The sequence below is a fragment of the Pollutimonas bauzanensis genome (assembly GCF_900129885.1).
In the GTDB taxonomy this organism is placed as follows: Bacteria; Pseudomonadota; Gammaproteobacteria; order Burkholderiales; family Burkholderiaceae_B; genus Pollutimonas; species Pollutimonas bauzanensis.
In genome coordinates, this window is sequence record NZ_FQXE01000027.1 from 1 (window position 1) to 21,655 (window position 21,655).

General features: G+C 49.8%; 17 protein-coding genes. 2 read left to right on the plus strand and 15 right to left on the minus strand.

From position 1 onward, the window contains the following. A partial coding sequence (locus BUB23_RS25735; protein ID WP_178372402.1) for an ATP-binding protein occupies positions 1–251 on the plus strand: 251 nt, incomplete at its 5' end. Between the two features lie 458 nt (positions 252–709). On the opposite strand, the gene BUB23_RS25745 is transcribed toward BUB23_RS25735, so the two are convergent. The 10 genes from BUB23_RS25745 to BUB23_RS25790 form a co-directional block, all read right to left on the minus strand. Beyond that, a complete protein-coding gene (locus tag BUB23_RS25745) occupies positions 710–1,873 on the minus strand; it encodes a glycosyltransferase family 4 protein (RefSeq protein ID WP_245801394.1) in 1,164 nt (387 codons plus the stop codon). Continuing rightward, the gene (locus BUB23_RS25750; RefSeq protein ID WP_073110159.1) at positions 1,849–2,751 is read right to left on the minus strand and encodes a GDP-mannose 4,6-dehydratase; all 903 of its coding nucleotides are present in this window, start codon (positions 2,749–2,751) and stop codon (positions 1,849–1,851) included. Before BUB23_RS25750 ends, BUB23_RS25745 begins: the two co-directional genes overlap by 25 nt. Continuing rightward, the gene (gene gmd / locus BUB23_RS25755) at positions 2,751–3,788 is read right to left on the minus strand and encodes a GDP-mannose 4,6-dehydratase (protein WP_143161143.1); all 1,038 of its coding nucleotides are present in this window, start codon (positions 3,786–3,788) and stop codon (positions 2,751–2,753) included. The genes BUB23_RS25750 and gmd overlap by 1 nt, the downstream gene beginning before the upstream one ends. A 209-nt stretch (positions 3,789–3,997) precedes the next feature. Then, entirely contained in the window at positions 3,998–6,991 is a 2,994-nt protein-coding gene (locus BUB23_RS25760) for a glycosyltransferase (RefSeq protein WP_143161144.1), read from the minus strand. Between the two features lie 3 nt (positions 6,992–6,994). After that, positions 6,995–8,200 carry an FkbM family methyltransferase gene (locus BUB23_RS25765; RefSeq protein ID WP_073110165.1) on the minus strand — a complete coding sequence of 402 codons (1,206 nt, stop codon included), beginning with the start codon at positions 8,198–8,200 and terminating at the stop codon, positions 6,995–6,997. 2 nt (positions 8,201–8,202) lie between these two features. Then, entirely contained in the window at positions 8,203–9,138 is a 936-nt protein-coding gene (locus tag BUB23_RS25770; RefSeq protein ID WP_073110167.1) for an FkbM family methyltransferase, read from the minus strand. Then, positions 9,135–10,370, minus strand: a complete 1,236-nt coding sequence (locus BUB23_RS25775; RefSeq protein WP_073110169.1) for an ABC transporter ATP-binding protein — start codon at positions 10,368–10,370, stop codon at positions 9,135–9,137. Before BUB23_RS25775 ends, BUB23_RS25770 begins: the two co-directional genes overlap by 4 nt. Further along, complete coding sequence (locus BUB23_RS25780) at positions 10,370–11,167, minus strand: ABC transporter permease (RefSeq protein ID WP_073110171.1); 798 nt, start codon at positions 11,165–11,167, stop codon at positions 10,370–10,372. The genes BUB23_RS25775 and BUB23_RS25780 overlap by 1 nt, the downstream gene beginning before the upstream one ends. After that, positions 11,167–12,582: a mannose-1-phosphate guanylyltransferase/mannose-6-phosphate isomerase gene (locus BUB23_RS25785; protein ID WP_073110175.1), complete on the minus strand. Its 1,416-nt coding sequence runs from the start codon at positions 12,580–12,582 to the stop codon at positions 11,167–11,169. The genes BUB23_RS25780 and BUB23_RS25785 overlap by 1 nt, the downstream gene beginning before the upstream one ends. Positions 12,583–12,984: 402 nt before the next feature. Further along, positions 12,985–14,262 carry a flippase gene (locus BUB23_RS25790; protein WP_073110177.1) on the minus strand — a complete coding sequence of 426 codons (1,278 nt, stop codon included), beginning with the start codon at positions 14,260–14,262 and terminating at the stop codon, positions 12,985–12,987. Between the two features lie 252 nt (positions 14,263–14,514). Between BUB23_RS25790 and BUB23_RS25795 the strand changes: the two genes are divergently transcribed. Beyond that, the gene (locus BUB23_RS25795) at positions 14,515–15,645 is read left to right on the plus strand and encodes a glycosyltransferase family 4 protein (RefSeq protein WP_073110180.1); all 1,131 of its coding nucleotides are present in this window, start codon (positions 14,515–14,517) and stop codon (positions 15,643–15,645) included. A gap of 3 nt (positions 15,646–15,648) precedes the next feature. On the opposite strand, the gene BUB23_RS25800 is transcribed toward BUB23_RS25795, so the two are convergent. The 5 genes from BUB23_RS25800 to BUB23_RS25820 all read right to left on the minus strand — a co-directional run. Continuing rightward, on the minus strand, positions 15,649–17,031 hold the full coding sequence (locus BUB23_RS25800) for an undecaprenyl-phosphate glucose phosphotransferase (RefSeq protein ID WP_073110182.1): 1,383 nt from the start codon (positions 17,029–17,031) through the stop codon (positions 15,649–15,651). A gap of 102 nt (positions 17,032–17,133) precedes the next feature. Beyond that, positions 17,134–18,384 (minus strand): O-antigen ligase family protein, encoded by a 1,251-nt coding sequence (locus BUB23_RS25805; RefSeq protein WP_073110189.1) that lies wholly within the window; start codon positions 18,382–18,384, stop codon positions 17,134–17,136. A 136-nt stretch (positions 18,385–18,520) separates the two neighbouring features. Next, positions 18,521–19,555: a UDP-glucose 4-epimerase GalE gene (galE, locus tag BUB23_RS25810; RefSeq protein WP_073110184.1), complete on the minus strand. Its 1,035-nt coding sequence runs from the start codon at positions 19,553–19,555 to the stop codon at positions 18,521–18,523. A gap of 301 nt (positions 19,556–19,856) precedes the next feature. Continuing rightward, on the minus strand, positions 19,857–20,852 hold the full coding sequence (locus BUB23_RS25815; protein ID WP_178372403.1) for an FUSC family protein: 996 nt from the start codon (positions 20,850–20,852) through the stop codon (positions 19,857–19,859). Between the two features lie 552 nt (positions 20,853–21,404). Further along, a partial coding sequence (locus BUB23_RS25820) for an ATP-binding protein (RefSeq protein ID WP_178372402.1) occupies positions 21,405–21,655 on the minus strand: 251 nt, incomplete at its 5' end.

The window sequence follows — 21,655 nt, forward strand, 5'->3', positions numbered from 1 at the left end:
ATTTACCCTTCGGACGCGAGGAAGCAAATTTATTCTTTAACGTGGTCGCCAAGCGCTATGAACGCGCCAGCATTATCTTGACCAGCAATCTGCCCTTCGGGCAGTGGTCTTCAGCGTTCGCCGACGACCAGACCTTAACGGCTGCCATGCTCGATCGCCTGCTGCACCACGCGCATATTGTTCAGATCGCCGGAGAAAGTTACCGGCTTAAAGATAAACGCAAAGCCGGCCAGGTGAAGGCAAAAGCTTAAGAAAATTGGAGGCCCGGGTGGGTCAGTTTTACTCCGGCCGAAAAGCCGGAAAGTGGGTCAGTTTTAAACCGGCGTTGACATATACCCCCAACCCGGCGGAAATAGCTGGCCGCTCTTTAGGATTTCCTCTGCGTATAGATTGGTGGTCGCACCGTCGGAATTGAAATCTAATTTTGCTGTAACGTAAATACGGAATACCAAGAAGCTAAAGTTAGCTACTACTGCCGCAATGAGTGCTGCGGTAGAGAAATGTTTATACTTCTTCATGTTTACCATTGGAAATTTCTACTTCCAGTATGTAAGCGTATTTATTGAAAAATACGATCACTTTAATACCTGTTATCAATATGCGTCGCGAGCGGTGAATTTTAATATAGTTATACGACACAGTTTTGGAGAGTGTAAAACGCGTCATGGAACGAACGAATAGCTATCACATCAAGCTTAATATTGGCCCACTACAATTTTGCCGCAATTCGATACACTGCCGTCGTTTCAACTGCGCAGCGTGACCAGGAATACTTAAAAGAATGTTGCAATCCGTCCGCTATAGCCACCTCGCGCCACGCTTGATCTGTTAAACCTCGACTTAACAACTGGGTGAGTCCCTCCACATCCTCCGCAGCACACATCAAAGCAGCATTTCCGGCTACTTCAGGCAAGGATGTACTGTCGGAACAAACTACCGGTACACCAGAACTCATCGCCTCTAATACCGGCAACCCAAACCCTTCGTAATGCGATGGAAAGGCAAATAGGCATGCGCCTGCGAACAAATAAGGCAAATCTTCTGCTGCTGCGAAACCTATATATCTAGCCCACCCCTCAGTCTCAGCTTTTTTTATTCGTGCATGAATCGATGCGCTCTGCCACCCTTGATAACCACACAAAACCAATGGTGTTCGCTTGCGCAAGGGTAACGGCAACCGCCCATAGGCGTCCAATAGTGTTTCTATATTTTTTCGAGGTTCGATTGTACCCACGAATAGGGTGTAGCCCTCGGGCGCCAAGCCGTAGCGATTCAAAATTGGCCGGAGCTCTTCGGCACGCCTAGGGTGAAATTCCGGACTACTAGCTAATGGTACCGAATAAATTCGGTCTAAGGGCCAAGAAAAATAGTCAGCTAGTTCTAGACGGGTATATGCCGAATCCGTAATCAACACATCGGCGCAGTTTAGAGTCGCCGTCAATTCCTTTTGCAAGTAGCGGGCACGTAATGGGGACAAGCATTGAGGCCATTTAAAAGGCGACAAATCATGAAATGTTGCCACTTTACGGCCAGAAAATCGAGGAAGAAAGAAATTAGGGCCGTGAAAAATAAAATCGGCATATGAACGCAGCGCGTGCGCTTTCAATGCTGCAGAAGCAAGACGGTATGATTCAGTAACGATCGAGCTTTGCTGAGCCCAGCGTTTTAGCTTGTGAGCACTATTGGACTGCTGTCCGAACCTAGGTACACCTGGCACAAAGCCAGTCGCACCCAGATATAGAAGCTGATCAATTCCGGATTGATCTTGTAGGTTCCTAACCAACTCGTAGGTATAGCGCCCTATGCCGGTTAGCGGAAAGCGTATAGGCTCAACCGATAAAATGAGTTTCATTGCCCAGCGGTCAACATCCAATGCAGGGTTTCCGATAGCGGAATAGGCGCCCAGTTTCCGAGTAATCCTCGCAAGCGCTCAGCGCTCCCTCTCAGAATCTTAACTTCGTTTTGACGCACAAACGCGGGATTGACCGTTACATCAATAGAACGGCCAGTAATCGTTTCACATAAATCGATTATTTCACGCAAGGAATATACGCATTCGGTCGAAACGTTTATGGTTTGTCCATGAGCTAATGAACAGTCCAATAGCAGGCGATATGCTTGCACCACCGACCGCACATCACTGAAATCACGCGATACGTCCAAGTTACCCAACTCAATTGTCGATGCACCCGCCCTAAAGTGAGAAACAATTTTAGAAATCAGAAAATTATCAGCCTGCCCTATCCCCGTATAGTTAAACGGACGCGCAATGACTATTGGCAGTTTGCCAGAGTACAAATGAGCCATGTATTCCATTGCTAGCTTGCTTACCGCGTAATCATTTGCAGGCGCCGGTGGCATACCTTCATCAAGTATGCCTTCAGACGTGTTGCCATAGACGTTAGCGCTACTGGCCAGCAAAACACAGTCGGGCCGCTTACCCATTACTGCGATGGCTTCGAGTAAATTCCGCGATCCGATAAGGTTGACCCGGTAAAATGCATTCGCGTCGTCATGGCCAACAAAAGCGACAGCAGCGAGATGAACTATTACATCCGGCTGAATTGTCGCTACAACGGCACTCAATTTTTCTGAGTCAGCGAGGTCTGCCTGATGATAGTCTCGCTCATCCATTGAATGGCTGCCCAAGCCGAAAACCCGATAGCCATGAGCCTCAAGCTCTGCTGCCATATAGCGGCCGGTAAACCCATGGATGCCTGTTATAAGCGCCCGCTTGTTTGTGCGGCTCATCAGAACGAAAAGCCTTGTTCATTACGGCGCAGGTCCGCCTTAACCATCATTTCGCACAAGTCCTCCAAAGAGGTCTTTGGTTCCCATCCGAGTACTTCTTTAGCTTTAGCGGCGTTCCCCATTAGCAGCTCTACTTCTGCCGGACGATAAAATTTCGGATTCACCGCCACGGCTATTTTGCCGGTTGTCGAATTGATTCCGTGCTCGGACTCATCTTGCCCCTTCCAGGTCAGATCAATACCGGCAGCTTTGAAGGCCAAAGAAACGAAATCACGCACAGTTTCCGTACGATTTGTGGCAAGCACGAACGTGTCCGGCTCATCCACTTGCAACATGCGCCACATGCCTTCTACATACTCCTTAGCAAAGCCCCAATCTCGTTTGGCGTCCAAATTACCCAATTCCAATACGTCGAGCTTGCCAAGCTTAATTTTGGCGACCGAATCTGTGATCTTACGAGTTACGAATTCACGGCCCCGAAGTGGCGATTCATGATTGAACAGGATACCGCTAGCACCAAAAATTCCGTAGGATTCTCTATAGTTGATCGTCATCCAGTGTGCATACAATTTGGCTACGCCATAAGGGCTACGCGGATAGAACGGTGTACTCTCAATTTGAGGAATCGCCTGAACCTTGCCAAACATCTCCGACGTGGATGCCTGGTAATAACGTACTTTAGGATTAATAATCCGAATAGCTTCCAAAAGGTGAACTGCGCCTAAACCAGTGATTTCCGCAGTAGTCACGGGCTGTTCGAACGATACGCCAACAAAGCTTTGCGCTGCTAAGTTGTATACCTCCGTCGCTTCGGTATTTTGCAATAGACGGATACTCGCCGAAAGATCTGTTAGATCATATTCGATCAAATGTAGATTCGGATGTTTTTCAATACCCAATTCCTCGATACGCCAGAAATTCACCGAACTGGTACGGCGATAAGTGCCGTAGACGGTATAGCCTTTTTCAAGCAACAGTTGCGCCAGGTAGGCGCCGTCCTGCCCCGTGATGCCTGTAACGATCGCGCGACTACTCATTAAACTCTGCTCCATAAAAAAATTACTAATCTCAACTGAAACCGCTATGCTGCAACAAGTCCATAAGATTTGTTATCGTCGACGTTCTACGAGGTCTTAAAAATATTACCATCAAAGGAGCGCATCCTTCAAATTGTCACTATATTGATTAGCATAGGAATGAAAATTTGGATCGAAAACTTACCCATATATGGATGCTTCGAGCCTTATTAGTCGTCCTCGGTCAACAACATATTAACCTCTTCCCAATCAGTCTGACCAAAACGAGCCCATTGCTCATAATCAAGTAACCACACATGAGCACCGTGACGCCTCATTATTTGTTGGAACTCCTGTTGGGCGGGGATAAGCTCTTGAACAGAACGCCCTCCCAAGAATACATCATTCATATAGTAGCTAATAGGTTCATCAATTAGCATATCACTGGAACACTCAAGCAACTCCAAAGTAAGCTTCCTGGCGTATCGATAGCTCTGGCGCTGAGTGTCAAAATATACAGGTTCAACCCGAAAGCCCTTCGGTGGTAGCAATAACCATTCATGTAAAAGAGCGAGTAGATCCGATGAGATTTCGCTTTTGTTTTCGCACTGTATGAATTCGGATATATCAACTAGAAGCTGGCGCTGTTTCAATTTCGGCTCAATTGACCGATCAATGGCAGCCGCGATTGCCATAAGATCCGAGCTATCGCTCACCGCCAGCTCAAGCTGAGCAATAGCCTCAATCAACGTGGGAATCGAGTAACTAGACTCATTATAAAAGCGTTCGATCGCCGCATAATAACGATATGAACAGATCTCCGGAGCGTGTTGAGTATGAACGATATCCTGCGCTCGGCGGCCCAGCTTTAGGCGCTGATCAACGTTCTGGCGCAGCAAGGTTAATGCATTGATGAGTTGCTTATCCGAAAAGTGATCGGGAAGTTTCCAGATACCATCGTCTGGCAGATCTGCCATACTCCCATTCGCATTAGCAACTGTGGCGAGACCATAATTCATGCAGTCAAGCACTGCGGCAGACGTTTCGCCACGAGAAAGTGTCCGTAGCTGCACCGCGACATCTGCCGCCGCCAAATATTGATGAAATACTTCAGTGTCAGTCCAACCGGTAATACGGATACGGTTTTCAGTATTACTCTCAGCTATTGATTCTGACAATTGTCTGCCATACTCACCGCCTTCATTTTCACCAACAAAAATTAGTACGCATTTCTCGTCAGTGGCTAACGGAGACGCTAACCAGCCGTCAAGTAGACGCTGATTAAGTTTGCTTGGTCCAAGTAAGCCAAAGCTGCATACGATAAAATCTTCATGCTGAAAACCCAGAGCTTCTCGTGCCCTTATTTTAATACTCTCATTTATTGTTGTTGGGAGCCGGAGTAACGGTATGCATTCCCATTGGCGCTCATCTTGCGCTGGATACCAGCGACGTGCCAATCGACGAGAATTTTCGGAATGTACAATAATTCCCCGGGAATTCTGTAGTACCCGGGCATTACAAGGATACTTCCATTTAACGTCTTCAATATTAGCCGCAGTAAAGCGCTCCTTCAATGCTAAATAACCGTGCCCTTCATAAAGAGCACTGGCCCAGCCCCCTGGCTCGGAACCATGAAAGTCCATATATGAAACGATGCCGGAAAGAAAGAAGTCATGAAGCACTACAACACCAGGGATGCTTTCTAGCAACGAAAACATATGTTGGTGGAATTCAGAGTTACCAAAATGATAAAGAACCCGATCATACTCATCGGCATGAAAACGAAACCAATCCACCGTTCGAATGGAACAGTTGCTAAGAATCCATGGGACAGTAACAGAATCCTGCATCACAATTACGTCAATTTCATAATACCGTGCTAGCTCTGGAAGCAATTCAGCACTGTAGTCGCTAATGCCACTTCGGAGTGGTGGTAGCGGAGACACATATGCTAGCCTGGGTCGCTTCAGGAGCTTATCGGATGCAGTCTCTATATTTGATGAGCGCTCGACAAATGCTTCCAATGCACTAATCGCGGCTTTTGCACTTTTATCCCATGAAAATTGTTTGGCTTGCCTCAATCCATGATGCTCAAGCTGGTTCCGAAATTCATCATCGACCAAAACCTGCTCCAGTTTACCGGCAACCGAAGCGTCATCAAATGGGTCAAACAACGCCGCTTCGCATCCAAGCACCTCTGGAAGACTGGAAGTCTTTGCCGCGATTACGGCTTTACCGCAGGCCATTGCTTCCAAGGCAGGTAGGCCAAATCCTTCGTGCCAAGAAGGAAAAACAAAAACCTTACATAAATTGTACAGAGCGACAAGATCCTCTTCTGGCACATAACCAGTCAATACCAGCTCTTCGTGACTTAACCCGCATTTCTCTGCATACTTCTCAAGGCGGATGCGCTGATCAGGATTGATCGCACAAATAAGAGCTAATTGATGCGATTGCCTTAGAGGCAGTGGCAAGCGAGAATAGGCACGAATCAATCCTTCAATATTCTTACGATGGTCTATACCTCCGGTATACATGACATAAGGACGGCTTATTCCATAGCTAGTATATAGGGATGTCCGCTGCTCTCGATCATAAAATTTGACTCCGAATTGGGGATCGCAAGCGGTAGAAATATTAACAACGTCACATGCAGATGCGCCGAGATGTTCTACGGCTTCTTGCCGAGAAGATTCGGAAATAGCGAGCATTAAGCCTGACTTGAGCAAATAGTTGACTTTTTCGTCATACCAACTTGCTGCCCTAGCGTCGCTAAGATATAGATCTCGATTAATAAAAGGAATAAGATCATACAGAATGACGGCCGTATGTACTCCATCATTCAGCCGTCCAATACTACTGACTGCATCGTCACCTAGACCTTCGAATAGACTGGTAACGAGAATCACAGACGGATCTAGACTGGCGAGAAAAGACTCCCTTAACAGTTCAGACGACTGGCGCCGCCAGCTATTATTTACATTGGCATAACTAGTTGAGTCCGGTGCGTACCAAACATGGATATTTTTCGCGGGAAGCAAGCCCTGGAACGCCTGCTGAATAGACTCAACTGCATCTGGAAATGCTCCATTTAATGCTAGTACTATGTCATGTTCACCGCAATTTCTTGCAATTGCTTGAACAAGAGAAAGAGAGTAACGCCCGATACCCCGATTACGAGAGCCACTCGACTGGGCTCCTTGCAGATCAATAACGATACGCATCAATCATCCGCCTTTTTCGCTTCGACAGGCACCTTTCAGTGCTTTATAAATATCTCTAGCCCGAGGTGTGAGGTGCTGCAATTCAAGCGGAGGTCGTTCTCGAGGGACTATAGCTTGCCACTCTCTGGATCCCAACAATCTAACATAAACCGAATGCAAAAACCCATATAAACCTATCCGGGAAAGGAACATCAAGCACCTGCTGCGGCACACAGGGTGGGCGATCAAAAACCTATCTATTCGACGGAAAATCGGCAGGAATATTATTTTTGTCAATTTTTTCAAGCGCGGTCGAATGCCATGTAGCCGTAGTAGACGCAACTGTCGACCAATCCAACGCAGGGGTGCTGTGAGCCTCCAAGAAGAACTAGTACATATTCCCTCTAAGATGTGTTCGGCCTGCTGCGCCCTCACCTCCGCTTGCTGCGCCCTAACTTCAGCGTGATGCGTTTTGGCCTCTGCCTGTCGCTCCATTACCTTCGCTTTCTTGATTCTATTTTGCATATTCTGATAAAAGGGTTGCGAAGCCGAACCACTCAATGTGAAACCATCAAAAATATTAGGAGGCCGATCGAACGAATTTTTTAGATCTATTTTATCTTTATGTATATAAAATCGATTCAAACCATCAAAATATACAAATACGTATCCCTTATCCACTATCAGATAGTCCCATTCTAAATGAGATTGCTGCTGGGTCAGTGGCTTTGTGCTTTCAATGATTAGAATCCATGGCCTAACATTTGAATATGACCAGCTTTCAATGACGTTCTTTTCGTATCCCTCCACATCTATCTTCAGCCAATGAATGGTCTTATCACTATACTTATCTAGTAACAGGTCCATTGAAATAACTGGTACTTCTGTCCGACTAGCGTGATAGCCCGCGCTCTGATGCTGCAGAGCAATTGCGGCATCAGCTGTCGACAAACCAGTATCAGAGAACTCGAAAAATTCAAGCGTAGTGTCACCATTTCCGATCGCTACTTGCTCGACAATCTCGTCCGGACGCGCATCTTTGAGTTTTTTTGAATATTGTTCAGTAGGTTCAACATGAATACCGCGCCACCCATGTTCATAAAAGGCTCGACTTATCGAGTCAATCACAGGATCCTGGGCACCGATGTCAATATAAAAACCACGTTCAATATGCTTAAGAGCCCGCCACAGCATTACGTCTTCAAAATTCTGAGCATAGGAGATAAACATATTTAATCTATATTTTCCTGAAAACTATATATATGCTGCACCACATCATTCATTCCGAGGACATTAAAGAGCGCTACATCTCTTGCCCGCTGTGACTCCGATACTAAGTCTGGCCGTAGAACAGTTTTATGAATATAGTGCGCATTGCCCCAATATAACTGTCCCCCATACATCAAATGACTTATTCGATACTTATCGTCATAAAAAATGGTATCTTCACCCAAAGGGGCGCGCGCTGCAGCACCTCTTGAATAATGCACTTGATTAGTCAATTTCCATAAAACGAAGCCTTTTTTACGTAAAAAAAGGTCTACATCAGAGAAGAGGGGCTGGCCTTGATAAATAGGATTAAATTCCACCTCCACCTCTAAAGATCTGACTTTTTCTAGCGTATTAGAGCCGCCTTGTAAAATTTCCAACTCAGTACCTTGGGTGTCGACCTTAATATAGTCGACCGCGCTGATATCCGTCCCCTCAACCCAAAGATCTAGTGTGGTAGTCTCTACCTGAATTTCCCGTTCCTGGCGCGCGCAATATAGAGAAGGATAAGACGCTGTCAACTCAGGATCAGGCGGCAATAAAGAGCTACAGGCGGGTTCGCTTGTGATATAAAGTGTCCGTAAGCCTGAGGTACCAGCGAGGCCAAGTGGAACAAGAGTTATGGGTGCCTTGTGACCGTAAATTTTCGTTAAACGTTCACATTCTTCCCGATCGGGATCAAATCCGTAGACACGGAATTTATCCGCATCCTGCATAAATCTTTCTGCAAATCCCCAGCGACACCCAACATCAATGACCACTAAGGGACGATCGAGAGTTTTCGAATTGGTTGTTAGCATCGAGCCGCCTATTTTATCTTCAGGAATTGGAATCGGCACTTCCGAGCCCGTAGGCAAGGGCTTAGAAAGGATTTTATTTAGAATTTTTTTTATGATCATGTATGCTCTTCCAACTTCTCGATATCAAAGTTTATTTCATTCCAACAATAGCCTACAAAATGAGGCTTATCTGTATTTATCACTTGAAATACAAAACCACCGTCAACCCAGTGATAATTTTTTTCAACATGAGATTGATTAAGTACCAGTGATGAGTGAACGGAATAGCTCCCCTCCCCAAGGTTCGCATCGCAGCTCGCTGTGTACAGATAACGCTCCCCCTTTTTTGCACCAGACAACGCCTGTCCCGTAAAAAAGGTATTTGTACCGAATACCATTTGGCCCAGTCGATCCTTAATTCCACACCCTAAGACTAGACCTTCGATATCCTCATTAACTAGTACAAGTATTTTGATTTGGATTTTTTGGCCGACCGCAATAAGGGAAATGGGGTTTCCAGAAGAGTCACAAATTGAAATTTGCTCTATCGCCGCTTCACCTGTACCTGATTCCGTCTTAACTTTCCCGTCAGGTCGAGTAGATTGAGTAACATTTTGCTTTTGATGATCTGCCAGAAGCGCGTTGTAGTAGTCCATCACCGCCTCTGGCTCACCTTGCATAGCAAGCTTGCCGGCATTCAATAAAATCGCTCTATCACAAATTGCTTGAATAGCTGCCTTGTCATGCGAAACGATTAATAAGGTAGTGCCTTGCTTACGAAACTCCCGAATGCGCTCAAAGCTTTTATGCTGAAAATAAGCGTCACCTACCGACAAAGCCTCGTCCACTATCAAAATATCCGGACGAATGGCTGTGGCTACGCTAAATGCCAATCGCACCTGCATTCCGCTGGAGTATACTCGCGCGGGCTGATCAATATAGTCTCCGATGTCAGCGAAAGATTCTATCTCCGGCATCAGTCGGGTAATCTCTTCGACGCTATAACCTAATAATTGGCCAGCCATATAGGCATTTTGCCGACCGGTAAAATCGGGATGAAATCCCATGCCTAATTCTAATAAGGCCGCTACTCGCCCGGTGAGCATTACAGAGCCAGTCGTTGGCTGCGTAGTGCCTGTAATCATTTTCAGCAACGTGCTCTTGCCTGCTCCATTAATGCCGATAATGCCAACCGACTCGCCAGCTGCAATATCGAAACTTATTTCTTCTATTACCCATTTAAGAGCATGATGCGATTTTTTCCCCGGCGATATCCATTCGGCTAAGCGCCCCCAGCGAGTGGAGTATTGTTTGTATGCTTTTCCTAGATTTCTTACTTTAATGCTACCCATTACAATTCATCTATCATTTCACCAGCATGTTTACGAAATAAAGCCAGCCCTATAATGCAAAGCAATACAGCTAATACAGTCACAGGCAACAAAGATTGCCAATGAGGCCATTGGTTGTGTAGCAATATATTTTGGCAAGCCGCTACAATAGCCGACATAGGGTTGAACCTTAAATACGATTGAACAACCTTCGGCAGTATGTCTGGATGGTAAACAATGGGTGTCAACCAAAACCAAAACTGCAGAACAATACCGAAGAGCTGGCCTACGTCTCGAAAGAAAACATTCAATACTCCCAAGGTAGTGCCCAGTCCTACTGCAAACATCACCATAATAATTAAAACTGGCAATAATGCCGTATATGCCATACCGGGAAAATTTCCTGATATCAGCAAAAATGCGGTAAAAAGACTAAATACAATAATGAAGTTGAGTGTGGCATTCGCCACTACTACTACCGGCAGACACAATCTAGGAAAATTGATCTTTTTTAATATATTTGCATTTTCGATAAAGACATTTTGGCTGCGCCCGACGATCTCCGCGAAATATCCCCATACAAGCACCCCAGCACATAAAAAAATGCTGTATCCAAATATGCTATCTACACCGGGAAGCTTGGCACGCATTATCTGGGCGAAAATCACGGTGTAAACCACAATCATCGCCAACGGGTTTAGCACATTCCAAGCAGCACCCAGCAATGAATTACGATATTTTGACTGAAACTCACGCTTGACATTGCCAAGAATAAAGCCACGGTAATTCCATACCGATCGAGAAGAGGTCAATATCATCAAGCCCGCCCATAGATATCATCAAAGCGCACAATATCGTCTTCGCCCAGATAGGCTCCGCTCTGCACCTCTATCATCACCAAGTCCAGAATGCCAGGATTCTCCAGGCGATGCTTATGGCCAGCCGGGATGTAGGTGGACTCATTGGTGTTGACGAAAAGCTCATCGTCGCCATTTACGACCTTTGCCATGCCGCTAACTACTATCCAATGCTCGCTACGATGGTGGTGCATCTGCAAGCTTAGACAAGCGCCGGGCTTGACCTCTATCCGTTTCAGCTTGAAGCCATTGCCCTCACCTAGCACGGTATAAGTCCCCCAAGGACGATGCACGGTCCGATGCAGTTTATAAGCTTCATGGCCTTTCGCTTTCAGCTGGGCATATATTTTCTTGACGTCTTGGGTAGCGTCTTTATTTGCTACCAGCAGGGCATCGGGAGTATCGATGATAACCAAGTCCTCGACGCCCACCACGCCGACTACGCGTCCGTCGCTTTGGATATAGCAGCCCTTTACATCTTGCAGGATCGTATCGCCCAAGACCCGATTTCCATTGGCGTCAGCCTCGGCGAGGTTGCTTATCGCGTTCCAGGAGCCAATATCGCTCCATCCCATGACACAGGGGACGACCGAAACTTGTTGAGATTTTTCCATCAAAGCGTAATCGATAGAGTTTTCAGGCACCTGCTTGAAACTGTCTGAATCCAGCTCCACCTGCTTGAAGCCCTGGCCTTCGGCGACCCGGGATTTGTCGAGGCAGACTTGCGTAGCAGCCAGGATTTCCGGGCAATGCAAGCCCATCTGAGCCAATAGCCCGCCCACGGTAAAGCAGAACATGCCGGAGTTCCATAAAAAACGGCCGGAATCTACATATTCCTGTGCTTTGTCCAGCGAAGGTTTTTCCACAAAACGCAGTACCGTGTTGCCATCGGCTTCGATATAGCCGTACCCAGTTTCGGGGGCGTCTGGCTGAATTCCGAAGGTCACCAACCTACCCGACTGAGCCAGCCCCAAGGCCTGATCCACAGCGCATTCGAAGGCGTCTTGATCAGAGATCAAATGGTCAGCAGCCAGGACCAGCAGCGCAACCTCTTCGCCATATGTTTGTGCCAACCGCAAGCCGGCGGCCGCTACCGCCGCCGCCGTATTCCGGCCAAATGGCTCCAAGATAAAGGAGGTGGTCACGCCAGTATCATTGACCTCGCGGAACTCATCGGCCATCTTGAAAAAGAGTTCACGGTTCGTAATGGTAAGAATCTCTTCTACGCCTGGCAGGCGGGCGCCCCGCAGAAACGCCTTTTGCAATAGGCTTTGGCCGTCGGCCAAGCGTATGAAGGGTTTCGGGTGAGCCTCTCGCGAAACTGGCCAAAGCCGGGATCCGGCCCCTCCACACAAAATCACTGGAATTAAACGCACTCTTTCCTCGAATTGATTCACTTTGGGTGTTTTTGCAATGCCATGGCATTGATTTTATAGGTATACACCATAAACATAGCCGGTAACTTACAAAGTCGTCACAGTGTCCGACATGAATTTTTCGCCGCAGCTAAGGATCTGTCCTGTCTTGGAGTCCAACTCGTTACAATTATATCCGACCGGGCGCGACAGTCGTTACAACGGGGCCTTGCCGCATGCATTCTGCCCTTCCGCCTCTCGCCACCGGCGCAACTTGTGGACACCGCCATTGCACTTCCCCCATTCTAGGGGGGGCAAGGCTTGTTCTTGCATCCGTCAGATGGCTAGCTTTGAAGTATCGGTTGATTAATCAGTCCGCTAGTGGACGTGGGGGTGAAATCGCGGCTCGAAAGAATGCCGGCTTTACACAACCATTTCGGCCGTTCTTTTCGCATAGATTAGCAATAGAACCAAGTCCAGAGCCGCTCTTATTACCCATGCTATAGCCGCGCCAGCAACACCAAAGAAATACACAAACAAGAACAATAGCGGCACATAAATAAGCAGCTGCGCTATGTGCAGGGCAGCCGTCGTCCTCGCGTTGCCCGCGGCCTGGATGGCGGCAAAAGGGACGAAAGCAATGCCGTTCAGCAATATGCCCACGCTGAGGATACTGGCGATCAGCCAGGACTGGGCGGCAAAATCAGCGCCCAGCCAAATGGCTAGACCCCAATAGGAGCCTATTGCAATAGCGGTGCAAATGGCAGCCAGCGTGATACTCACTATTTTTATTGAACGTCTGTACAACATATGCGCCACTGCCGGATCGCTCTTCAGTGTAGAAGCCAACCTGGGGAATAGTGCGCCCGTCAGCGCCCCGGGTATCACCAGCACCCGGATCAGGATCTCGAAGGGAACGGTGTAATACGCAACGGCACTGGTTCCAACCACGGCAGCAATCAGGAAACGGTCCGCACTTACCATTACTGGGTTGATGATGTTCGAAACCGTCATCCATGCGCCAAACGACACTAATCGCTTGACGTGCCTTGCTCTCGATTGGGCTTTGTGCCACCTGCTAGCAAGTTTATTGTCCACGCACATCCAGTAGGCGACAAGCACTACGAGACGCGCCAGGATCAGGGTTGCGACGATATATAGAAGCGAAGGTCCAAAAAACATCACGCTAAACACCGGCAATGCAAAGTTCGCCGTGCCAAGTATTATTCGCAATAAATTGACAGTTTTGAAATCCTCGTAGGCTTCCAACACACCGCGCAAGCCGGTCGTGGTGGTGGTCAAGGGAATGCCCACAGCCGCAATCAATAGACTGTAGGCAGTCTGGCTCTGTAATGGCCCGCTGACTTTTAGCCAGCTGTATCCCAAAGGAAACGACACGGCCGCAAGCACCAGGCCGCCGATGACGCCAGTCACCAGCGTAAAGATAAGGCCGGACTTCACCAGGTGAGGAATATTCTGGTGGCGGCCCGCCGCGAGGCTGACGGCGACCTGCTGGGTCAATGCCCGCCCAAGCCCGAAATCGAACAGGCTAAAGTAGCCAATCAAAGTCCAAACGAGCGTAAGAATGCCGAACGCTTCAACGCCAATATGCTTGACCAGATAGGGAATAGCGGTGAGGCCCAGCAGCAACGGCAAGCCCGTTCCCGCAAGATTCCAGGCAACGTTACGTTTAAGAGACATTGAGCATCATAATAAGCTCGCCGAAACACAGAGGGTCGCCTGCGGAATGGTTAGTAGCACAGGCGCCCCTGCACAGCGGGGAACGGAGAGAAAAGGGACCGTAGATAAGGCGCTCAAGATTATAGGACTACACCGCTTAGCGCTTGTCCTGCCGCAAGCACAATAACTTATACCAGATCAAAGAAAACCGTTTCAACCTAGCCATTACAATGGCGATAATTTCATTTGAAAAGCCGGAGTCGAAACATACGCATGAAAATCGCCATTGTCCATGATTGGTTGGTTACCTTCGCTGGCGCCGAACGCGTGCTAGCCGAACTAATAAAACTATGGCCACAGGCAGATTTGTTTTCGGTGATTGACTTCTTGTCCGACGCAGATCGGACCAAATTAAGTGGAAAGCATGCCAAGACCACATTGATTCAAAATCTGCCTAAAGCCAAAACCCGCTATCAGATGTATCTGCCGTTCATGCCATTTGCCATTGAGCAGGTGGATCTTTCTGGCTACGACTTGGTTATAAGCAGTAGCCATGCCGTTGCGAAGGGGGTGATCACCGGTCCGGATCAATTGCACATTTGCTATTGCTACAGCCCCATTCGCTATGCCTGGGACATGCAGCACCAATACCTGGCTGAAACGGGGCTGGATAGCGGGCTAAAGGGGTTTTTGGCCCGCTTACTATTGTTCAAGGTGAGGAACTGGGACCACCGGACCTCAAACGGCGTCGATTACTTCATTTCGGATAGCGATTACATAGGCCGTCGCATACGCAAGGCCTACCGGCGCGATTCGACTACGATATACCCTAATGTCGCCATTGACGATTTTCCTCTGCACACAGCCAAGGAAGACTTTTATCTAACGGCATCACGCATGGTGCCATATAAAAAAATGGACCTTGTCGTTCGTGCCTTTGCAGCGATGCCAGACAAAAAGCTGGTGGTCATCGGCGAGGGCCCGCAGTACAACAAAATAAAACAGGCCATCACCCCCAATGTAACGCTCTTGGGCTACCAGCCCTTCGATGTGCTGCGGGATCACATGCAGCGGGCCCGGGCCTTCGTGTTTGCAGCGGAAGAGGATTTCGGCATTGTGCCTGTTGAAGCGCAGGCCTGCGGCACGCCCGTCATCGCCTTTGGCAAAGGGGGAGCGCGGGAAACGGTTGCAGAAGGAAAAACTGGTATATTTTTCAACGAACAAACCGAAAAGTCGATTCAGGCGGCAGTGCGGATGTTTGAGGCAGACTTCAGGGTCGACCCAGCCGCTATCCGTCAGCATGCCGAATATTTTTCCACCGAGCGCTTCAGACGTGAAATAAAAAACTTCGTAGAGGAAAAATATACGGCTTTTTTCCAATACAGGAAAAGTTCGGAAGAGTAATAGTCAGGGCTTGTTGTTCACAAATCCTCGGTATACCGTGAGGAAAATGATCTTCAGATCGAGCCCTAGCGACCAATTGTTGATGTACCAAAGGTCATACTCCACCCGCTTTTCCATTTTGTCGACCGTATCGGTTTCGCCCCGGAATCCATTGACCTGAGCCCAGCCTGTGATGCCTGGCTTGACCTTGTGTCGTTTCATGTACGATTCCACCAAGTCCTTGTACTGTTCGTTGTGAGCGAGGGCGTGTGGCCGCGGCCCGACAATCGACATACGGCCCTGGATCACATTGTAAAATTGAGGCAGTTCGTCAAGGCTGGTACGCCGCAGGAAGGCTCCCAACGGCGTAATACGCGGGTCGCCAAAAGATGCCTGGGTAACGGTTCCAGTGGGCTCGTCATGCAGCTCCATGGACCGAAATTTATACACTTTAAATTTGCGTCCATTAATGCCCATGCGATATTGTTTGAATATCACCGGTCCGGATGATGTCAATTTGATGCCAATCGCTATCAACAAGCACACTGGCAAAATCAGTACTAAAAAAAAGCATCCGAGGATAAGGTCCTCCATACGCTTCACAATACGAGCCGGCCCATCCATGGGACTGCAACTGATATCCAGGGAATAAAGTCCCGCAATATTGCTGACGCTATGGTTAAGCAGCGGCATATCTCCCATATCAGGCAAATAGCGCACCTCCACCGTAAGGTGGCGCAGCGCATGCAATATGGTTTTGATGGTTTCCCCTTCTTGCAATGGCAAGCACAACCATACTTCATGGGCGCCCGTTTGAATTACCAGAGATACCAATTCATCCAGCCAAGCGTCGCTACGTACCAATTTGACGTTCTTCAGAACCCGGTAGCCATGTTCGGGCAGTTCACTCTGGCGATGGCGCAACTCATCGGCCGAATTGCCCACTTCCACCACCAAAACCCCTTTCAGGTTCCGTCCACGCAGCCGAATCTGGCGCAAGAAAAAATAAATGCCGAAGCGAAATAAGGTGATCAAGGCGAGCGAAACTGCCAATGTTGTGGACAACCATACCCGGGAGTAATCCTGCGACACCTTCAGGAATACGGCAAGGCCCGTGACGATAGCCAAGGCAATCAACCAGCCAATGTAAACCCGACCTATCTGGCGAAACCACTCCCTTCCACGCCATGAAGAGTATGTGCCAAGCACAATTTGGCACACGATGACGACCAAGGCAATAACCACGACCGCAATTTCGTACCAACTCGACAAAGCCCAATCATCGAAACGCAAGAAGTAAGCAGCATGGGCCCCGAAAACGACTAGGAAAAATTCAACAAAGCCGGCCAAGAAAGCCAGCGGATAACGCTCGGCGAGCATGGACGGAGAATGATTTTTTTGTTGCATATTTTTTTGCCGGCTTGGCGCTTAATACATTGAGGCACTTCCGATTGTACGGCAGCTAAATGGAGGCAATTGGCCTTCCAACGGAGAATGCCAAGTAAGGGCCTACATCGCTGCCAAGCGGATTTCTTCACGGCGCATCGCGCCCCACGTCACCGTCAACGCAATGACGAAGAATAATAAAGTGTTATTGCGGCCTAGCATTACCTGCGACATTCCGAACAATGAATAAGCCACCAATAGAGAAGCACCGCACACTGCCAGAACCCGTACCGTTATGTTAATGGAACGCAAGCGCTTGCAGAAATACCAAAGCGCCGTCAGCAATAAAGCAAGTACTGGCAACAGCCCCGCCACGCCTTGGAATGCCAAAAACTCAAGGTAATTGTTATGCGTATTGGCCATGGTCAAAACATCGGCTTTCACCTTGTCCTCGGCGACCAGTCGCTGCATTTCGGCCTTGTAATTACTTTCGCTCCAACCCAACAGTGGTTTTTGAGGGATCATCAATGTAAGAGCGTGCCACATTTCCAGTCTCAACCCAAGCGACGTATTCGACACGCGTTGCGTCTGGTACTTTTGAATCTCGCTAACGGCCTCGTCGTAACGTGTCTCAATGCTAGGCACTGTGGTCGCCACGACCGTCAACCCTACACATAACACTGCCAACACCGCGAAAGCCTGCTTAAGGTTGCGTCGGCTCAAAAATGCGGCACAAAACACGGGAGCCACGAACGGCAGCGCCAACCATCCGCCCCGGCTGCCCGATGCAATCGAGACATAAGCTCCCGCAAGCAGCCCTACCAATAATGCCAATTGCCAATACCGCGCATACCGGCCCTGTGCCTTGGCCCAGAATAGGCCTGCAGCACAGAATACCCCCATCATCATGCCAAGATTGCCAAACTGGATCACGCCGGTGTATCCCACAGCTCGATTCGCTTGAAGCAATTCGATCTGCCAGAAAGCCACTCCGGCCCCGGATACACACCCGACAACCATCCCAGCCCACCACCATGACAAGCGAGGCGGTACTTTCAACATTAATAGCAAAATAGGAACGGCCAACAAATAACGACTGGGCAAATCCATGCTGCGGATTGCGTTGCCATGGTACAAAAAACTAAATAGAGATACCGCAAAAATGGCGACAAGCAAGCTGATAAGCGTTTTATCTTCGCGCGTCAACTGCTGGCAAGGTCGTTTAGCCAAAGAACAAAAGCTCGCCAGCAATAGCAATACCGCTCCTGTCGTATAACCTGCCGGCACCGATAGCATCGGGGCAAAGAACAAGAATACTGACAGAGAAACGACAAGGCCTAAAATTTTATTGTTCTGGTAGGGAGCTTCGATCATAAGAAGGATAAACAATGAGAAAAAAGGATATATGTGGCGGGGATTATAGGCGGATAGCTCTGCCTTCATCCTGCAACTATAGTTATCAGGCCTGCAGTGTTCAGCCCAACAAAAAGTAACAAATATATATCTTCAATCATGATCGCTTCGCCGGCCCCGCCCACCAACGGCCGGCCCTTGCCCAGCCCCAGGCATCTGCACACATTTCCTCAATGCCCATTTCGGCGCGCCAATCCAGTTTCTCCCATGCCAGCCCAGTATCTGCCCAGCAAGCGGCGATGTCGCCGGGGCGCCGCGCCGCGAACTCGTAGGGTATCGTCTTGCCGCTGGCCTGCTCGAAGGCGCGGACCATGTCCAACACGGAATAGCCTTTGCCGGTACCCAGATTGACCGTCAGCAGTTCCTGTTCGGCGTCTAGGCAATGTCGCAAGGCCTGCACATGGCCCCGCGCCAGGTCCATCACGTGGATATAGTCGCGCACGCCGGTGCCATCGGCGGTATCGTAGTCCTTGCCAAAAATCATCACTTTGCTGCGCTGCCCTGTGGCAACCTGCGCAACGTAAGGCATGAGATTGTTGGGTATGCCTTGCGGCGCCTCGCCTATCAACCCGCTGGAGTGCGCGCCCACCGGATTGAAATAGCGCAGGCGGGCAATGCGCCAGCCTTCCTCGCTTTTGTACAGGTTCTCCAGCACGTCTTCCACTATCAGCTTGGTGTGGCCGTAGGGATTGGTGGCCGAGCGCGGATGGTCTTCGGTCAGTGGGAGCTTTTGCGGGTCGCCGTACACGGTGGCCGACGACGAAAATACAAAAGTCTTGATGCCTGCCTGCTTCATGGCGCCAAGCAACTGCACGCTGCCATGAACGTTGTTGTCGTAATAGGCCAGAGGGTCACGCACGGATTCTCCTACCGCCTTCAGGCCGGCGAAATGCAGCACGGCGTCCACCCGGTATGCCTGGAAAAGCTTCGCCAGCGCAGGCGCACTGCGCACGTCGCCTTGAATGAATGCCGGCTTTTCGCCTGTTATTTTGGCTATCGCATCCAGCACGGACGCGCTGCTATTGCAAAGATTGTCCAGTATCACCACGCGGTATCCGGCCTGCTGCAATGCAACCGTAGTATGGCTGCCGATGAAGCCGGTGCCGCCGGTGACGAGTATCGTCTGGGTCATAGAGTTGATAACATCGAGAAGGCCATCATTGGGGTGGCGTGAGCCATGGAGCATGGGCATATTAGGCGATATGCGATGGTTGCGTCAGCGCGATTTTACGTCAATGGCTTCTTGCCTGGGGCGGCGGGGTCGGCGATCTGGGGGGGTGAGCACCGGCGCTTCGGTCTGAGGTCAGGCGGCGCGAAGCTTTTGCGTTTGCGGCTGGCCATGATCAATGCTTCCTGGGGCTTCCCGGGATCTGGCTAGCGCCGGATCAGAGATACTCATCGCCAGCGAACCATCTCCATCCCGGCACCTATCTTCATGAAATAGGCTTGCGGTCGGAAACGAACCTCATCATCAGCAGATTGGTCCCGACGACCAGCGCGGCGCCAATCAGCGTTGCGATGAGTCGATCAACCAACAAGCCACTGTCGGGTACATGCCCGGCATCGATGATGAGAATGATGAGCGGCGTCATTGCCGCCGAATACACAAGATAGTTTCCATTCCGTAGCAGGGGACGGGCGCCCGCAAGAACACCGACCGCTACCACCAGCACGGCCGCCGGCAAGGTTGAACGCAGGACCAGCGCCGATAAAACAACACCGACCGCGGTCCCCAGCGTTCGCTGCGTCGTCTTGAGCGATGTTGGCTCAGGCGTTCGGGAGATTAGCAGTGCTGCCGTAATGCTGATCCAATGCAGATGATGGTCAGGCCATAGCAAAGTGGCGGCAAGGGCAACCAGGAGGCACGCTCCCAGCCTGATCGTGTAGTTCCAGCCGTCGACATTCCTCATGGACTGGGCCCAGCGCTTGAGCTTCTGCGTCCATGTGGCCCGCCGCTGCTGGGGTTCCTGCTGCGGCACGAGGGCGTTCTTGCGAGCGACGATACCAAAGGCGAACCCCAGCATGGAGGTCCAGAGCGCGCCAAGCGCAATAAGGGCGAGGAATCCTGCCCTCTGGTCAAACGCGGCTGCCGGCATTGCGCTCACAATCATCAAGAACAGGATGAAGCGAGTGGTTGCCACCGCCATCAATCGGCTGAAGCCGCCGATGGCCGCGGCGATGAGCGCCGTCAGGATAAGCAGAAGCTCTGCCAGCCAGCCGTGACCGCCGGCGGCAACAGCGAGCAGCGCTGCGAGCAATACCGGCGCCAGCGCCTGAAGCTCGCGCCTTGCATGGACCGAAAAAGCTGCGCCGGCCTCGACCCCGCCAACCGCGAGGCCGCCCAGAGCCGCGGTAAACCCGGCTGGAACCTGCCCAGACAGAACCCCGATCAGAACGGGGCCGGCCATGCCGAACGCAGCCGCAAGCACCTCCGCGGCTCCTATCCTTTCCCCGGTTGACCACCGGAAGGCATGAACAACGTGCCGCCAGGCGCGCGATATGAACATAATCCTCAGAGACCCGCTTTCCGCAAATTAATATGCCGTGGGCAGTATATGGCGAAGGGTGCGAACAGAGGAAGATGGCCCCAGGCCGGCGCCGAGCGGTGCCGCTCGATTTTTCCGGCTTTGACAGGAGGCACGATGAAAACGTTTGTCTTTGAATGACTCACCCAGGTCAAAAAAAGAGATCAATGCCACGCAACAAGTGGACCGAGGCACGTGATCATCAAGGCTGAAGGATGTGCAACGCCCCTCCGATCCCACTAAGCGATCACTGAAAAAGTGATCGCTTCAATATTGTTAGTGCGATACCATCCATATCAGTGGTTGTCAAGCACGTCACGTTTTTTACTGAATGGTATAAATTTAAGCCAAAAATGGAGGCTCGCATGAATCAACATGTCAACGCCGGTTTAAAACTGACCCACTTTCCGGCTTTTCGGCCGGAGTAAAACTGACCCACCCGGGCCTCCAATTTTCTTAAGCTTTTGCCTTCACCTGGCCGGCTTTGCGTTTATCTTTAAGCCGGTAACTTTCTCCGGCGATCTGAACAATATGCGCGTGGTGCAGCAGGCGATCGAGCATGGCAGCCGTTAAGGTCTGGTCGTCGGCGAACGCTGAAGACCACTGCCCGAAGGGCAGATTGCTGGTCAAGATAATGCTGGCGCGTTCATAGCGCTTGGCGACCACGTTAAAGAATAAATTTGCTTCCTCGCGTCCGAAGGGTAAAT

Bases quoted from the DNA above. Each gene is read 5' to 3' on its own strand.
- BUB23_RS25775 (WP_073110169.1), bottom strand. From the start codon at position 10,370: ATGGGTAGCATTAAAGTAAGAAATCTAGGAAAAGCATACAAACAATAC.
- BUB23_RS25780 (WP_073110171.1), bottom strand. From the start codon at position 11,167: ATGATATTGACCTCTTCTCGATCGGTATGGAATTACCGTGGCTTTATT.
- BUB23_RS25795 (WP_073110180.1), top strand. From the start codon at position 14,515: ATGAAAATCGCCATTGTCCATGATTGGTTGGTTACCTTCGCTGGCGCC.
- BUB23_RS25800 (WP_073110182.1), bottom strand. From the start codon at position 17,031: ATGCAACAAAAAAATCATTCTCCGTCCATGCTCGCCGAGCGTTATCCG.
- BUB23_RS25760 (WP_143161144.1), bottom strand. From the start codon at position 6,991: ATGCGTATCGTTATTGATCTGCAAGGAGCCCAGTCGAGTGGCTCTCGT.
- galE (WP_073110184.1), bottom strand. From the start codon at position 19,555: ATGACCCAGACGATACTCGTCACCGGCGGCACCGGCTTCATCGGCAGC.
- BUB23_RS25750 (WP_073110159.1), bottom strand. From the start codon at position 2,751: ATGAGCCGCACAAACAAGCGGGCGCTTATAACAGGCATCCATGGGTTT.
- BUB23_RS25805 (WP_073110189.1), bottom strand. From the start codon at position 18,384: ATGATCGAAGCTCCCTACCAGAACAATAAAATTTTAGGCCTTGTCGTT.
- gmd (WP_143161143.1), bottom strand. From the start codon at position 3,788: ATGAGTAGTCGCGCGATCGTTACAGGCATCACGGGGCAGGACGGCGCC.
- BUB23_RS25790 (WP_073110177.1), bottom strand. From the start codon at position 14,262: ATGTCTCTTAAACGTAACGTTGCCTGGAATCTTGCGGGAACGGGCTTG.
- BUB23_RS25770 (WP_073110167.1), bottom strand. From the start codon at position 9,138: ATGATCATAAAAAAAATTCTAAATAAAATCCTTTCTAAGCCCTTGCCT.
- BUB23_RS25765 (WP_073110165.1), bottom strand. From the start codon at position 8,200: ATGTTTATCTCCTATGCTCAGAATTTTGAAGACGTAATGCTGTGGCGG.